The 16282-nt window shown below is 65.4% G+C and carries 6 protein-coding genes and 1 pseudogene; 2 read left to right on the top strand and 5 right to left on the bottom strand.

Going from position 1 to position 16282, the window contains the following annotated elements; all coding sequences use genetic code 11:
- Positions 1-10: 10 nt before the first annotated feature.
- The 4 genes and pseudogenes from CRO18_RS17885 to CRO18_RS17870 all read right to left on the bottom strand — a co-directional run bounded on the left by CRO18_RS17885 (position 11) and on the right by CRO18_RS17870 (position 5582).
- Positions 11-865 (bottom strand): FAD:protein FMN transferase, encoded by an 855-nt coding sequence (locus CRO18_RS17885; protein WP_097083139.1) that lies wholly within the window; start codon positions 863-865, stop codon positions 11-13.
- On the bottom strand, positions 862-2883 hold the full coding sequence (locus tag CRO18_RS17880) for a 4Fe-4S binding protein (RefSeq protein ID WP_249276111.1): 2022 nt from the start codon (positions 2881-2883) through the stop codon (positions 862-864). The genes CRO18_RS17885 and CRO18_RS17880 overlap by 4 nt, the downstream gene beginning before the upstream one ends.
- A 186-nt stretch (positions 2884-3069) precedes the next feature.
- Positions 3070-3363 (bottom strand): annotated as a pseudogene (locus CRO18_RS17875) (transposase); the annotation flags it as partial.
- A 185-nt stretch (positions 3364-3548) separates the two neighbouring features.
- Positions 3549-5582, bottom strand: a complete 2034-nt coding sequence (locus tag CRO18_RS17870) for a mechanosensitive ion channel domain-containing protein (protein WP_097083137.1) — start codon at positions 5580-5582, stop codon at positions 3549-3551.
- A gap of 159 nt (positions 5583-5741) precedes the next feature.
- Between CRO18_RS17870 and CRO18_RS17865 the strand changes: the two genes are divergently transcribed.
- Positions 5742-7412 (top strand): alpha/beta hydrolase, encoded by a 1671-nt coding sequence (locus tag CRO18_RS17865; RefSeq protein ID WP_097083136.1) that lies wholly within the window; start codon positions 5742-5744, stop codon positions 7410-7412.
- A 31-nt stretch (positions 7413-7443) separates the two neighbouring features.
- Positions 7444-14253 (top strand): CHAT domain-containing protein, encoded by a 6810-nt coding sequence (locus CRO18_RS17860; protein WP_097083135.1) that lies wholly within the window; start codon positions 7444-7446, stop codon positions 14251-14253.
- A 660-nt stretch (positions 14254-14913) separates the two neighbouring features.
- Here CRO18_RS17860 and CRO18_RS17850 read toward each other — a convergent pair.
- The coding region (locus CRO18_RS17850; protein ID WP_097083133.1) for a Shedu immune nuclease family protein at positions 14914-16282 on the bottom strand (1369 nt) is incomplete at its 5' end.

Genomic DNA, 16282 nt, shown 5'->3' with positions numbered 1-16282 from the left:
CTACGCGAGGCTAAAGCGTCAGCCGTTCCAGATTGCCGTCAAAATCCACCAGCATCACCGCGCGCAGGCCCAGCCGCCGCGCGGCGGGCAGAATGTCTTGCCGTTCCATCAGCACAAAGGCGGTGGAGGCCGCATCGCAGAGCGTGGCTGTGGCCCCCTCGACAGAGACGGTGGACCAGCGCGGCACCTGCCCATGCGGGCCAAGAATATGGCTGCCCCCCGCAAGCCAAATCGCACCGGGCGATGAGGTCGCCACCGCGCCAGAACTGAGGCTGCGCTGCGCGATTTGTCCGGCGGTTGGATCCTCGAGCCCGATACGAAACGGCCCACCCAAAGCGCGCAATTCGCCCATATCAATCAAGCAAGGTCCAAGGCCCGCATCCTCACACAGCCGCGCAATCGCATCGGCGGCATGGCCCTGAGCGATCCCATTGAGCGTCAGCGCCTGCCCTCGGGCAAGCCGGATCTCATGCCCCACCCGCAGCCGATGAAAGCCAATCGCCGCGCGGGCCAAACGCTCATTGCCGCCCTCAACCAAAGCGCGCCACAGCGGCTGCACGGTCGGGTCAAAGGCACCGCGCGTGCGGTCATGCACCCGCCGCGCCACGGCCAAAACTTCGCGCAGACGCGCCGAGCCGGGCACAACCCCACGGGCATTGAGCCGGGTCAACTCGCTTTCGGCATAAAGGGAAAAGGTGGCCTCGATCGCCGCGATCTCTGCCTTGATCGCCTCTAGCGGCAAATCCCCCGAAGCGGTGATCTGCAAATCCGCCCCGAAGGCGCGGCCTTGCCATGTGCTGGCCTGTGCCGCCCCGCCCGCCAGCACCGCCCCGGCCACAATTTGTAAAAAACGGCGTCGTTTCATGAGGCCCTCCGCGCGCGTTTGGCAGCCACCACCAGCGGCACGCAGCGGTTGGCATCATCATGGATAGAGACGCAATCAAGGCATTGGAAGCACTCAGAATAGCGGATTTCGCCCGTGGATTTGATCGCGCCATAGGCGCAGCGCACGCGGCAAAGTTGGCACGGTGATCCGCATTCGGTGCGGCGCGGGATCCAGCGACGCAGGCGCAAAAGCCCCCCCAGCCGCATCGCCGCCCCAAGCGGGCAGAGCGAGCGGCAAAAGCCCTTGAACCAAACCATCGAAACCGCAATCCAGCCCCCCGCCCAAAGCACGTGAGCCAGCGGGCGGTCAAACTGCATAGTGATCGCGGTTTTGAACGGCTCAAGCTCCGCCACCGTCTCTGCCTGTTCGGGCGCAAAGAAGGCGGTGGAAATCATCGCGGTAAGCGCGAGCGGCCCGGTCCACAAAAGCGCGCGGGCAAGGCTTTGCGGCGGCTCGATCTGCGGCAGGCGTAAAAGCCGCCCCAAATGATGGGCAAATTCCTGCAACGCCCCAAAGGGGCAGAGCCAGCCGCAAAAAAGCCCACGCCCCCAAAGCAGGAACCCAAGACCCGCCGCGGCCCAGATCATCAACCCAAACGGGTCATAAAGCAGCACCTCCAGCCCGCCGGACACCAGCCCCCGCGCCACCGCCATAAGCGTGACAACAGACAACTGCCCCTGCCCCCAAAAGCCAATGAAGCCGGTGACCACGGCCAGAATGGCCAGCCGCACCGGGGTAAAGGCGCGCAGCCCAGCCAAGCGGGATTGCGCGAAGAGCGCTGCAAAAAGCAGAGTGAGAAACCCGCCCAGCGCCCAAAGATCATTGGCGCGGTTGCGCAGAGCTTCCTCAAACGGGCTGAGCCGCTCGGGCGCTGTGGGGCGCAAAAAGAACCGCTCAGGCGTTTGCATCTGCACTGGGAAATGGGCCGAGCCCGCCTCTGGCTGGAACATGCCATGCAGCCGCACCGCTTGCAGACTGATCTCCCAAGGCCGGGTCGGGTCAAAGCCCAGACGGCGATCCAGCCGCAAGATCATCTTGGTGGCGTCGTGCAGGTCTTCGGGCAGGTCGCTAGAAAGCTCGGGCAAAATATCGGCATCGCGCAGCGCGAGCGGCAGCCCGTCTTGGCTCGCGGTCATCCGATCCGGCGCGGTGTTGCGCACGAAATCCTCTGACACCAACCCATGTTCGCCCGCCTCAATCAGGAGGTAAAGCTCATCATCGGGGGCGCGGGCGGTGAAACCTGCCACCTCGGCCAAAGTGTCAGGCGCAAGCGTGGCACGGGCAAGCGATGGCGGGCCAAGATCCAGCGCGTACAGGTCGATATAAGCCCCCTCCCCCGCCGCTGCGCCATCATCGGCCCATTTCGTGCCCGCAAAAGCCGCATCAAGATCGGCGAAAGAGACCGTGAGCCGCGCCACCAGTCCTTGATCGACCATCTCTTGCCACGTGATCGGCTCGTTATAGCTCGGGTCAGGCTTTGGCGCAGGCCCCGCCCCCACGCCTTGCATCTTTTCGCGCGCCACCGCCAAAGTGGCCGCCAAAATCGATTCATGCGCGATCCGGACCGAGGCCGTCGCCTTCGTCACCCCATCCAGATAGACATTGTCCGACGCCGTGCCGCCCGCGCCATAGGGCGTGCCCACGACCAACGGTTCATTGATGGAATGACCGCGATATTGCTCCAAAAACGCCCGAAACGGCGCCTCGCCCAGACCCGACACAAAGATCGGCTCGTTTTGGGACAGCAACCGCACATCCAAAAACCGCCCCTCACGGTCGAGCAGCACCAGCATGTTGATCGGTGCGCCGGAAAAGCCGGGCAAAGGGGCCAAAGGTTCGGTTTCAAAAACATACCCCGCCTCACCGCCCCCCGAATTCAAAAGCGCCCAAACGCCCCTGTCGTTGACCGGATCGCCGAGTTCATAAGGGGCCAAGACCATCGGCGCGAGCGCCTCGCGCGTAAGCGGGGCCGCAAAAAGCGGTCCGGCCAGAAACATCCAAAAAATCAAAACGCGCCACATCGGCACAGTCTGATCCGACGCATAAGGGTTTGGATATAAGACCTTGGTGTTGGGGGAATGCCTTCGCGCAGACAAAAGCCACGGGGGATGGGCTCAGAACTCGTTCTTGATCATAGCCAGAACAGGATGGTTGCGGAGAGCATGATCGCAAAGAAGAAGTTTCGGCCCGAGGGCTTCAGCGCGATCTTCTCGCAGTTTGCCCTTAACGCGCCGCTTCGGTATCATGTTCCGCAACTGCATACCCATAGCCCTGTAAACACTGTAGGTTTTCTTGATGTTGTGGCGCCAACCCTCGCGATCAAGGACGACCTCGTCTTCGAGCAACTTCAAACACCGCATCTCGTCGGGCAGCAGCCCGCCGTATTTTTTCTTCCAGTTGAAGCAGGTCGCCTGACTAATCCCAGCTTTGCGACAAATCCCGGCAACAGGCATCCCCTCTTCGCCTTGCCGCAAGATGAACGCCTTCTGGTTCTGCGGGCTTACGCGGCCCCACTGGGGCCACGGTCACCGAAGCGCAGATTATCGGGATGATCGAAAAGCAGAAGGCAGGTTTGCCAACCGCCGAATTGTGCCGCAAACATGCCCCCTGTCCGACACCCAGAAGCCGCTCTGGAGCCCGGCCCACCTTGCCCGCCTCTCTATCATCGCATCTCCTGCCCGCTCCCGAGCGCGGCGACGCTGCCTGCGGAGGTCGCAGGGCCGTGCTCCGCCGCGCCCTCGCCGCGCACCCGAACCTCGCGCACGGCGACGGATATACCCTTGTCCTGAAACATCTTTTGTACTGCGTCATAAACGATCCGGCGCAGCCGGTATTGTTCGCCCGGCAGGCATTTGTAGCTGGTGCGCACGATCATCGCGCCTTCGTCGATCATCACCACGCCGCCAAAGTCCAGCCGCCCAACGAACAGCGGCCCCAATTGCGGGTCCGCCGCCAGCACCTCGGCCAGTTGCTCGAATTCGGCTTGCAAGAGCGCCAGGTCGGTGTCGAAGGGCAAGCGGAAATCGAGGCGTAGCGAGATCCAGTCGCGCGAATGATTGGCGATGGTGCGAATTTCGCCGAAGGGCACGGTGTGCAGCGCGCCAAGCGGGTGGCGGATCGCCAGCGAGCGGATGCCAGCGCGCTCGATCGTTCCCTCGGCAAGCCCTGTGTCGACATATTCGCCAACCCGGAATGCATCGTCGAGCAGAAAGAAAATCCCCGAGACGATGTCTTTCACCAGCGCCTGCCCGCCCATGCCAAGCGCGATGCCGACCACCCCGGCGCCGGCCAGAAGCGGCAGCACATCGACGCCAATCGCGGATAGCCCGATCATCGTGGCAGTGAGCGCGATGGCGACGAAGGTGGTGTTGCGGATGAGCGGCAGGAAGGTGGCAACGCGGGTCTGTCGCGCGCTCGCGCCGGGGGCGGCGGCGCAGAGCATCCGTTCGGAGCCGATCGCCACCACCTGCCACAGCACATAGGCGATCAGCAGCGTCAGCATCAGTTGCGTCAGCGCCGGGCCCAGAGCCTCGGCCAGCGGGTTGCGCCAGATGTCCCAGGGCCCGCTCCAGAGCCGCACCAGAAGGGTGAGCGTGCCGACGGTGGCAAGTGCCCGGCCCAGCCGCGAGAAGAATTGCGCGAAGCTGGGCGGCGAACGCTGGCCGGCGACGGCGGCGAGGGTTGTGGCGGGCGTGGCGGCATCGGCGCGCGCGGCCCAATCGTCAAGCATCAGGCACAAGGTGACAAGCGCCACAATCAGGATCAGGCTGGCGACGGCGAGCGTGTTGGCCTCGAACCGGCCCAGCAGCAGCAGCATCGAACTCATGCCCCAAGAGAGTGCGACATAGCTGGTCGCGAGCAAGTGCCAGATGCCCGCCAGCCCCTGCCAGCCCGCCGCGCGGCGGCGCCCCTTGCGGTCGCGCGACAGGATGCGGGCAATGGGCGCGCGATGCGCGAAGATCGCCGCTATGACGGCGACTGCGACCAGCGTGCGGGTGATCAGCGCGAAAGTGAGCGTGGCCGAAAGCGACAGCCCACCCGCGCGCAAAAGCTTGGTGGTGACAAGGAAAAACACTGCCGCCCCGGCGATGGTGACGAGGTGGCGGTAAAGCCGGCGCGCCTCGGGGTCGCTCAGCGCGGCAAGGCGCAGCGCGGGGCGCCAGGGCGCCAGCACGAGCCGGGCGAGCAGCGCGAACACCCGCACCATCACCAGCGCCAGCATGTAACTTACGACGAAACTTTGCGCCCCGGAATTGGCCTGCACGCTCATCAGCAAGGGCCAGCCGCCGACCACCGCGAAGACCGCCATCGCCGCCAGATTGCCCAAAAGCCACAGGCCCCGCCCGCCCTCTCCGGCGGCTTTGCGGAACTTCGCCAGCATGGCGCGAAAGCCAAGCTCCGCCAGCGCCCCCACCGCCAGCCACAACACCACCCGCGCCACCAGCGCGCCAAGGCTGAAGCCGGTCTCTCCAAGGCGGGCGAAGAAGGCGACCAGAGTGGCGGGAAAGTCGGGCAGATCGGCGCCCAGCGCGGCCAGTTGCAGCGCCGCGCGGCTTGAGCTTTGCGCCAGCACCTCGACCACCGCCAGCGCGCCCTGAACGAAGCCCTTGGCGGCAATGCCCGGCGCCTCGGGTGATTCGGCGAAAGCGCGCAGGGGGAGCAGGCCCGCGAGACCCCACAGATATGCCCATCTCATGTGCAGCCCCCCAAAAATGCGGTTTTTTGTCACGTTTTGGATGCTAACGCAGGTTTACACAGGCGAACAAGACGGTTTGGATGGGGGCAGGCCGCTGCAGGTGCGGGCCGGGCAGCCTCGGGCCGGTCACGGCCGGAACGACAGGAAGGAGAGACCTCGATGCGCGTTCTCAGCATTGCTTGTGCCGTTTTTGCTTTGCAAATCGCCGCCTTGACGCCCGCTCTGGGGCAAGAGGCACCCTCGGTCGCGAGCCTCGAACAGGTGGCGCGGTTCGAGACACTGATCGACACTGATCCGAAAGCGGCGCTCGATTTGGCCGAAACCATCCTTGCCACGCAAGACGACGACAACCTGCGGCTGATCTTCGCCCGCGCCGCACTTGCGGCTGGCGAACCGGCCCGCGCGCTGACGTTCTTGGCCCCGCTGGCTTCCCGCCTCGCCGCCATCGACCCGCGCCGCACCGAAAGCTTCGATCTAACCGCCGCGGCGCAGGACAAGTTGGGCGATCCGCGGGCGGCGCTGAGGGCCCGGCTTGCGGCTTACGACACGCTCGAAAAGCGGCTCGGGCCGGAAAACCCAGCGCTGCTGATGCGGCTCGAGGCGCTGCGCCCGCAGGTCGAGGCGCTGATGCCGCAGATCCTGCCGCAACTCGAGGCGATGCGCGCGGTGCTGCTCGAATCAGCCAGGCCCGCAGCGAAAAGCCTACGCGCCGAGGGCAAGCCCGATGCGGTCACGGTCTGGTATGGCACCAACCGGGCCGCGACCGGCAACCCCGATCCGGCGCAGGCCTACGGCAGCGAGCGCGGCGATCTTTCGGTGGGCAAGCTGGTCGTGACGATTCCGCCGAACCATCTGGCCGGGATGATCGAGCGCCCCGGCGGCTGGGTGTTCACCGACCATCTCGACCCGAACGAACATGTGGTGCTGGCCGAAATCGCGCAGATGGGGCGCGAAGCTTTCGCCGCAGGCTGCTGCGGCTCCGAGGACCGGCTTTTGTTCGTGCATGGCTACAACGTGTCGTTTCACGACGGCGCGCTACGCGCCGCGCAACTGAGCTATGACCTCGAATTTCCGGGCCAGACGATGTATTACAGCTGGCCCTCAAAGGGCTCGCTTTACGGCTATCTGTCCGATGCCAATGGCGTGGTCTCGACCCGCCCGGCGATGGAGGAATTCTTCGAAATCGCCACCCGCGGCAGCGGCAAGCTGCATGTGATCGCGCATTCGATGGGCAATCGCTACACACTCGAGGCGCTGGAAACCTTCCTGCTGCGCCACCCCGACCGACACCTTGGACAGCTTGTTCTGGCCGCCCCCGATGTCGATCGCGCCGAGTTTCTGGCGCGCTTTCCGGTGCTGCGCAATCATGTCGACGGCGTGACGCTTTACGCCTCGAAACACGATCTGGCGCTGAAAGTGTCGCGGCAGGTGAATGGCGGCGCGCGGCTGGGCGATGCCAATGATCAGGTGGTGACGATCGACGGGCTCGACACGGTCGATGCCTCGCGGATCGAGGCCGACAGTCTGGGCCACAGCTATTTCGGCGATGCGCCGCAGATTCTGGGCGATATTCTGGGGCTGGTGCGGCTGGGCTGGAGCGCGGAAGAGCGTTGCTCGGTGGCGCCGCGCGCGGCCACGCAGGGGCGGCTTTGGGAGGTCGAGCCCGATGGCTGCCGGGTCGAGGCGGTACGCGCGGCGGGCGATCTGCTGCGGATTTACGGCGTGCAAGCACTGGCGGAGGCACAGCGCCGGCTTGATGTCGCGCCGGGCGATCAGGTCGAATTCTGGCAAGGCGTGATGGCGGTGGTGCAAACCTCGCTGCCGCAATAGCCCTCCCCACCCTTGTGCCGAAAGTCCACCGATGTCGCGCCTCCTCCCCGCCCTTCTCGCCGCGCTGTGCCTTGTGCCGCTCTCGCTGGCCGCCCAGACACCACAATCCCCCTTCGCCCCCGACCCGACCGGGGCGGTGAGCGCCGAGGGCGTCTATGCACCCATGCCGATCACCGATCTGGCCGCGGCGTTTCAGGGCGCGGTGGCAAAGGAAGATGATCCCCGCATCGCGGTCTGGATCGCGCTTCGGGCGGCGGGCGATCTCGACGGGTTGATCGGCGCGACCGAGGCCGATCTGCGCAGCGCCGCACCCCACCCGTCAGCAAGCCATGTCTGGGCCTGGGCGCAATGGGCGAAAGGCGCTCTGGGGCCCGCCACCCTGCCCCGCCCGCCTGAAGACCTTGACCAGACACTGACCCTTGCCGCGCAGGCGTTCCAAGCGGTGCAGATGGGGCGCGACGATCTACTGGCGGGGCTCGCCGAGGCGACGCTGGCAAGGCCCCGCGCCGATTACTGGGCCGATTACGAGATCGCCTATGCCGCCTGCGGCTTTGGCCTGCGCGCCGAATGTCTGGCGGTCGCCGAGCGGCTGGTCGAGACCTTCCCCGCCGATTTCGGCGCCGCCTTCCTTTTGGGCGGCACCTTCATCAAGGAGCCCGCGCCGGTGATCAACTGGCTCGCCGCGCATCCGCAGGTGGACCGGGCCCCCGGCGGCGCTCTGATCCGCGCACTTCTGGCCCGCCCCGACACCACCGCCGCCGAAATGCGCGACCTCTCCGCGCTCTGGCTTGCCGCCGCGCCGAACGACCCCAACGCCCTGCGCCGCCTTGGCGCGCAACAGGGGAGTTTCTGGCGCCACGAGGCGGCGCTTGAAGCCTATCGGCGCGAGGAGGCCGCCTATCCATTCCGCGATGCGACCGCGCGCGTCGCGCGCGCACTTGCGGCGCTGGGGCGGTTCGAGGAAGCCCGCCAAACCGCCGAGGCGGCGGCGCGCGCCAGCCAGCCCGAACCCGTTCAGCCCGCCTGGGCCGGGCTGATCGCGCTCGGCGGTTTCGACAAGGCGGGCGCATTGGGCGAAGCGCGCACGGCGGGGCTGGCGGCGCTTGACGCCGCCCCCGACCTGCGCCCGCTTTTGGTGTCCTTTGGCGAGATGCTGACCGGCGAAGGCTTTCCCGGCGAGGCTGTGCCGCTGCTGACCAAGGCCGTGGCGCAAGACCCGCGCGACAGCGCCGCCGTAGCCGCGCTGATGCAGGCGCTCGACGCTGACGGCCGCCTGCAAGATGCCCTCGAAGCCTTCAAAGCGCACCGTGCCGCGGGCGGGTTGCCCAGCGACGCGGCCTTCAACACCGCGCGCAAAATTCTGGCCGCGCAGGGCGACCGGGCCGGGCTTGATGCGCTGCTGGTTCAAGCGCGCGCCGTGCTGCCCCACGCCGTCTGGCTGCACGGCAATTTCGCCTATGACCTGTCGCAACAGGACCGCGCCGAGGAAGCCTTCGAGACCATCCGCGATGCGGTTCTGCGCGATCCTTTCTCGGACTGGCGCCTTGCCCGGCTTGTCGATTACGCCGCCAAGGCGGACCGGATGGCCGAGGCTGCCGATCTGCTCGAAGCGGTGGTGGCGCGCTACCCCGATATTGCCGAGGCCTGGGCGCAGCTTGGCCGCGCCACGAAGCAAGACCTCTCGATCTGGGCGCGCGCCCGCGCCGCCGCGCCGCTTGCGGCTTTCCCCGAGGTGCGGGGGGCGAAAGCGCTCGCCAAGGCCGCGCCCGAGGATTGGCAGGGCGTGATTGGCCTCCTCGATGCCGGGCTGGCGCGGCTCGAGGCGGCGGGGGCGGAGGCGCCCGAACTGGCGGCCCTGCTCGAGGAGCGCGCCGGGCAGGTGGACGATGCGGTCTATGCGGGGCGGATGTTCGAGCCCGCGCGGATAGAACAGGCGCTGGCCGACCTCGACCGCGCCCGCGCGCTGGGTCTGGGCGAGGACCGCTTCTGGCAATTGCGCTATTTCCTGCTTGGCCGGCTCGGCCCGTCGCAGGCGCTGACCCTTGCCGCGCTGGAAAACCAGCGCACCCACCCCGATGACGAAGGCGCGGTCGGCAATCTTTACAAGGGCGATGTGCAGGAGAACCTTGGCGGCGGCGCGCTGGCCTTTGTCGCGCATCACGCCTATGTCGAGCGCCGCCCGCGCGATGCCAAACGCTTGAGCGGCTTCGCGCATCGGCACAACAAATGGGGCGGCTCGCCGGTGGTGGCTTTGGCTTACCTTGAACGCGCCAAACGCTGGGACCCGGAAGCCGCGGTGAAGGTCGAAACCGACCATGCCTACAAGACGCTCGGCGCCTACAAGCGGCACTATGCCGAGCAATATGACAAGGGCGTTTCTGTTTCGGAATCAGACCTTTACATCTCGTGGTTCGAAAGCGCCCGCGCCGATACCCGCAAGCCGCAGCCGACCATCCGCCAGCTTGATCTGAGCGCGATGCGGGTCTCGATGATCCAGCCCGACGGCACCGAATGGGAGGCCGAATATCACCCCGTGATCGGGCGGCTGACGCGGTTCAAGGTCGGGCGGGTCGAGGGCGGAATCGACTATAACGCCGAGGGTAATGTCGAGCGGATGTTTCTGGGCGACCGCGTCGAGACCCGGCTGATCTACGCCCCGCGCGACCCCGAAAGCCCCGTTTCACCGATCATCCGCATGGAATCGAAGGGCAACCCGGCGCTCAGTTTCGACTATAATGCGGCCGACAAGCCGACGCGGATCGAGGTCGAAGGGATGGGGCGGTTGCTGGTTAGCTATGACGCGGCGGGCGATATTGCCGACACGCAGGCGCAGGCGCCCGATGGCTCGGAGGGCGGTCAGGCCATCACTGCGGCAGTGCTGCGCGCCTTCAGCGGCTTTCAGGAGGTTCTGGGCAATCTGCGCGACATCCAGCGCGGCGATTTCTCTGGACTTCAGGTCGATGACCCCGAGCTGAGCGCGATGCAAACACGCCTCGAGGAGGCGAACGAGGACGAGAGCGTCTCGATGGTCGCCTATCGGCGGCTGGAAATGGAACTGGCGCAGATGCTGCTTGCGCGGCTGGCCGATCTGCCCGCCCATGCCCAGCGCGCCGAAAGCCTGCTTTCCAACATCTATTTTTCCGCCCGCTACGCCGAGGAAGAGGACGGGGACGTCACGCCCGAGGACGCCGCCGCCTTGCAGGTGCTGGGGCTCGAGGCGGTGTCGCGCTGGCGCACGCTGGCGGCCCTGATCCGCCCCGAGGGTCTGCCCGAAGATCGCTGGTCCGAATGGGAAGAGATGCGCGATTGGGCCATGGCCGTTGCGCCCCTTTCCCCCGAGGCGGTGGGCGCGCAAGCCCGCTTTGGCGCCGAACTGGCGCAGGGCGGTTTGCGGCTCTTGTCGGAGGCGGGCTGGCTGCGCGCCTCGGCGCTCACCAACCCGGGCTTCTGGCGCTCCTACCCGCGCACCGAGGTGTTCCCGCGCGCGCTGGTCGAGCGCGGGCTGAGCCTGTCGGATCTGGTGATCCGCGCCAATGGCGATGTGGTGGTGGGCTCGGAGCGCGGCCTAGCGGTGTTCCGGCGCGGCTTTTGGGAATGGTTCGGCTTCGACCGCGCGGCGGGGGCTTTCTCGGCCTCGCTCGAGCCCGCAAAACTCGACCCCCATTCCGCCATTGCGGCGCTGGCCGAGGACGATCTGGGAAGGCTTTGGCTCGCCACCAGCGCGGGCCTTGTGATGCTGGCGCAGGATTACACCGCCCCCGCGCAGGTCTGGAAAACCGACGATCCGGCGCTGCCCGAAGGCCCGCTGGCGGCGCTGGCGGTGAACGGGCCGCGCATGGCGCTTGGCAACGGTGCGGGGCTGGTGATCTGGGATCTGGAGCGGCTGAGCGAACTCGAACGCAGCCCGGAGGCCATTGAATCGCTGCGCCCGGCGCGCGACGGGTTTCTGGCGCTGGGCCGGGCGGGGCTGAGCTTCCACGGCCCGCGCGGCGCGCTGCCGCTCACCGAGTTCCGCGTCACCGATGCGCTCGCGCCCGCGCACGAAAACGCGCTTTACCTGATCGCGGGCGAAGAGCTTTTGCGCGCCGACTGGCCGCAAACCGAACCCGGTGCCGCGACCCTCGCCCCGCCCGGCGCCTTCGCCCCCGTCGCTGGGCAGGAAACCATCGCGCGCACCGATGCGCCCCTGGGGCTGGCCGAACTCACCGCGCTGCCCGACCGCATCGCGCTCACCGTGCTCACCGATCAGGGCGGCGCGGTGATGGGGCGCTCGGGCTTCGAGCCCTTCAGCGAGCCCGGTCGCGACCGCCTCACCGGGCTTCTCCGCGCGGTCGAGCGCGACGGGCTGCTCTGGATGCTGACCTCGGAGGGCGTCGCGGCGGTTGTGCGCGGGCAGGCAAGGCTGGCGACCGAGGGGCGGGTCGACGACCTGCTGACCTTCGCAGAGCTTGGCGTCACCTTCGTCGCGGGCGGCGGCAGTCTCGAGGTGATCCACCACGACGATTTGGCGGCCGGCGCGCAGTTCTTTGCGCCGCTCGACTCGCATATCCTGCGCCGCGCCCCCGATGGCGCGCTGATCACCCATTCGGGCAACCGGGTGATGCGCTTCGCCCCCGGCGCCACCGCCGCCGAAGAGTTGTTCGCCGCAAGCCAGACCGTGCCGGGCGACCGCGGCCAAGGCCCGCTGCGCGATATTCTGGCGGCGCAGGACGGCTCGATCTGGGCCGTCGCCGGGGCGAGCGCCTTTCGCTGGCAGCCGGGCGGCGAAGTCACCGAATTCAGCCTTTACGCAGGGCCCGCCGATTACCCGGTCTGGTCCGACAGCCTGCACGGCATCTATCAGGCACCGGACGGGCGCATCCTTCTGGTCGCCTCGAACAACGCCCATCTGAGCTACCGAAACCGGGCGCTCAAGGGCGGGCTCTTTGAATTCGACGGCACCCGCTTCGTGCCAAGCACGCTTGATGTGGCGGGTTCGTGGTTCGCCACCTCGCTCACCCCGCAACCCGATGGATCGGCGATCTTGGGCACCAACCGCGGCTTCGCGCGGCTTGCGGGCGAAAGCTGGACCGAGTTCCGCAACGCCGATGATCGCAGTTATGCTGCGCTGCGCGACGCCCATCCCGCGCTATATCTGGGCACGCGCGGGGTGCAACTGGGCGAGGATCTGTGGCTTTACGGCTCGGCTGCCGGGGTGGTCGCGCGCAAGGGCGAGACCTGGTTCTACCCCGACCGGCTGAACTGGATGCTGCCTGATCAGGATTATGCCAGCTATGGCGCGCGCGTGGTGCATGCGCTGGAAACCGACCCGCAGGGGCGCGTCTACATCGCCACCGATGCCGGGGTGACGGTCTACGACCCACGCGGCGCCGGGCCCGAGGCCTTCCTAATCTCGCAGGCGCAAAGCGAGTTTGCCTTTGCCGCGTTTGAGCAGGGGCGAATGCGGGCGGTGAACGATGTGCTGATCGACGCGCTGCCGCCCGACAGCGAGGCTGGCAAGCTGGCGGCGAATTTCCGAAAAAGCGCCCGGGCGATCTCGGCGCTGGAGGAAAAGCTCGACCTTGCGGTGGGCGAGGATGCGGCGCGCAAGGCCGATCTGGAGCGGCAAATCCTGCGTGCCAAGCAACGCGATCTGGCGTTACTTGGCAAGCTGGAAAAAGAGAACCCTTCGCTTTTCAACATGTTGCAACTAAACCCGATGGATCTCCGCGGCTTTGCCCGCAAGCTGCCCGATGGCGTGGTGGTAGCGCAATATCTGCCCGCGGGGCAGAGCCTTTACATCAACCTTGTCAGCCGCGAGGGCGAGACCCTGCGCGAGGTAAAGCTTGATCCCAAATTGCTCGACGCCCGCGCGCAGCAGGTGGCGCAGGCGCTGGCCGGTCAGGCGCGCGGGCAAATGCGCGGCTTTGACATGGACCTGGCGCCCGATCCGGCCCCCTCTGCTCCCGCCGCGCCCGCCACCCCCACCGAGGCCTTGGCTATCGCGGCGCAGGCAGGGGCGATCGCTGCGGGCGAGGTGCTCGACACCGAGGCGGCGCTGGGCTGGCTTTACGACCAGCTCTTGCGCCCGATCGAGAACGACATCCCCGAGGGCGCATCGCTCGTGGTCTCGCCTGCGGGGGCGCTTTCCTACCTGCCCTTTGCCGCGCTCATTCGCGAGATCGGCCCGCGAGGGCCGGTCTATGCGGTCGAGCGCTTCGATCTGGCGGTGGCGCCCAGCCTTTATGCGCTTGACACGATGATCGGCGCGCTGCCCTCGGCTGGCTTCGCGCCGCTGGTGTTCGGCGACCCCGATGGCTCGCTGCCCGCCGCCAAGGCCGAGGCCGAGACCGTGGCGGGGCTGCTTGAGGCCGAGGGGATGGTCGAGCTGCGCCTGGGCGAGAAAGCAAGTTACGAGGAATTACAAGAGCTTGCCCCCGATGCGCCGTTCGTCCACCTCGCCACCCACGGCAAGCTGAACCCCACCTCGCCCAAGGACAGCTACCTGCTTCTGGCGGGCAATCGGCATATGGATCTGGCGCAGATCATGTCGCTGGCGATGCCCGAGACCGAGCTCGTGTTCCTTTCGGCCTGCGAAAGCGGCATCGGCGCGGACGGGCTTGAATACCGCACGCTGTCGCATGCTTTCGTGCTGGCGGGTGCGCGGGCGGTGATTGCGACGCTGTGGCAGGTCGATGACGCGGCGACGCGCAAACTGGCCGAAAGCTTCTATGCCAAGCGCCTCGAGGGGGCGGGCAATGCCGCCGCGCTCAGCGCCGCGCAACGCGCGATGATCGCGGCGGGGGGCGATCATGCACGGCCGGGCTATTGGGCGGGATTGACGCTGTTTGGCGCACCCTGAATGCCAATTTTTGTGGATGTCGTTTTCACCCCCACCACAATACGAATAGTTACTTCATTTCAGGCTCGCCACTGTCTGGCCTGGATAAGAAAAACGCGCTCTTCGCCGGTCACGATGCTGGCGCACAAAACTGGGCGGTCATCGCGTCCCTGATCGAGACCTGCAAACTCAACGGGATCGAACCTCATGGCTAGCCGTTTTGCGTCAGGTGTGAAGGCGTAATGATTGCCTATGTCAGTGGGGCCGGGGAAGGCGCTGATGATGACCGGGCTGCCTTGCCGGGGGAGAGGGAAAGGGGCGGAACGCGGCAGGACTCAGGCCACAGCCCGTTTGCGACATACCAAAAAAATTGGTCTGATTGGTTGGTCTGATGCTTTCGGCGCAATCCCCATAAGACGTTGATTTTATGGGGAAATATCACGATTTTGGGGTGGTGGCGGAGACGAAGGGATATCCTACTTCAATCTGCCGATGTAACGATACCAGTGAGTTAGCTTGAACCACGCCCCAAGTACATGCCTGCACTGTACCAGATGACTGGACCATGTGAAGGGGATGTCGCCAGAAAACCCGCCAAATTTCGTGCGCGTAGCGGGTCCGTTACTTTCGCCTTCCCCAACCGGGTCCAGAATTCATAGTGAGCTTGGATCATGCAGGCCCTCAAGACTTCTCCGGGCGCTTGCTAGGCTTGGCTTCGCGCAGGTAGGTCAGCAGGTTTTTGAGCATCTCCAAAACCTCATCAAACGTGACGATCCGCACCCCGTGGGAGTTCTTTCGATACAACTGGAACGACCTGCGCTGATCCTTTTCGGTGGGCATCGTGCCGACGATGAGAACGCAGTCAATCTCATAGTCCGCGACTTCGTTCTCCCCATGCCAAGCGTTGTCAGACTGATGTAATGGAAACTTGCGGGCAAAGTGATATCGCTGATCAAGAACCTGCGTCACGCCGCCTGACAGCTCATCATGCGGGCCAAAGACGCCATCCCGGTACTTCTTCACTACAGGCGACTGAGGCTTTTTGATCTCGATAAGAGCAGCGTTGTTGTTGACGCTGTTCTTGTAGAGAAAGTCGCCGATCTTCTCACCTTTGCCTTCGATGCGACGACCGCCGACATAGGATTGCCCGTTGACGCAAACAACCGGATAGCCGAAGGCGAAAGATAGCAAGAACGGATCATCCTCGAAGAATTTTTGCCACTTGTTTTCGTTGTGGTTCGTGGCCATCAGTTCTTCGAACTCTTTGACCGCAAGTTCCAGCCGGGTCAATTCCAGCTCTGAAATCAGTTTTTCTGTGGCTTCTGGTGCGTGCTGGGCAAAGGTGCGGGCGGAACGCCCAAGCTCTGTGACCAATTCTGTCTGAGCATCGAGATCGCGGTAATCTGGATCGGCAGCATACTTCTGAATCAGCTGACGAATTTCGTTCCTTCCCAAGCGGAACGGTCGAGCATCAGCCCCCACGACTTCTGCGACCACATTGTAAGAGGTAGTTGCCTTCACTTCATTTTCGGCCACCAGAGCACGGCGATCAATTCGGTCAATCTCGGTGATCAAATCATCGAAGGCGTCTAGGGACAGCTTAAACTCATCATCCAACGGGTCGCCATCACCGATGTACAGGACATCCTTGTCCGAGTGCTCAGCCACAGCATCCAAGACGAAGCGATACTCCTTCTTGATGCCAAGCCCGTAGTTTGGATCGCGGGTCAGGCCATCAGGCTGGAAATCCAAGGCCATATCTGCGGCGGTCTCATCCGGGTTGGGGCCAGCGTCAAACCAATCAAACGAAATCGCTTTGATCTTCTTGTGTTTGGGCGTGAACGAACCGTCCGGCTCTGGCCGCGTATAAACTGGATAAAGTCGGACCCGCTCATTGGTTTCATCCAGCGTATAGAGCACGATCGGTTCGACCTTGTCCGTGTCAGGGTCAAGCCCCCCGTCCTTGATGCGTTCTTCTGAAGGCTTCAGATACACATCCCAGCTACCCGGCACATTGCCCGGTTTCACCGTGATCTCTGGTGCACCCTCA

Source organism: Rhodobacter sp. JA431 (assembly GCF_900217725.1).
Lineage (GTDB): Bacteria > Pseudomonadota > Alphaproteobacteria > Rhodobacterales > Rhodobacteraceae > Rhodobacter > Rhodobacter aestuarii.
Note: the sequence above shows the minus strand (reverse complement) of the source record. Positions and strands in the feature narration are given on the sequence as shown.

What these genes read in the sequence shown, in the direction of transcription:
- CRO18_RS17885 (WP_097083139.1), bottom strand. Translation starts at nt 865, where the DNA reads ATGAAACGACGCCGTTTTTTACAAATTGTGGCCGGGGCGGTGCTGGCG.
- CRO18_RS17865 (WP_097083136.1), top strand. Translation starts at nt 5,742, where the DNA reads ATGCGCGTTCTCAGCATTGCTTGTGCCGTTTTTGCTTTGCAAATCGCC.
- CRO18_RS17870 (WP_097083137.1), bottom strand. Translation starts at nt 5,582, where the DNA reads ATGAGATGGGCATATCTGTGGGGTCTCGCGGGCCTGCTCCCCCTGCGC.
- CRO18_RS17880 (WP_249276111.1), bottom strand. Translation starts at nt 2,883, where the DNA reads ATGTTTCTGGCCGGACCGCTTTTTGCGGCCCCGCTTACGCGCGAGGCG.
- CRO18_RS17860 (WP_097083135.1), top strand. Translation starts at nt 7,444, where the DNA reads ATGTCGCGCCTCCTCCCCGCCCTTCTCGCCGCGCTGTGCCTTGTGCCG.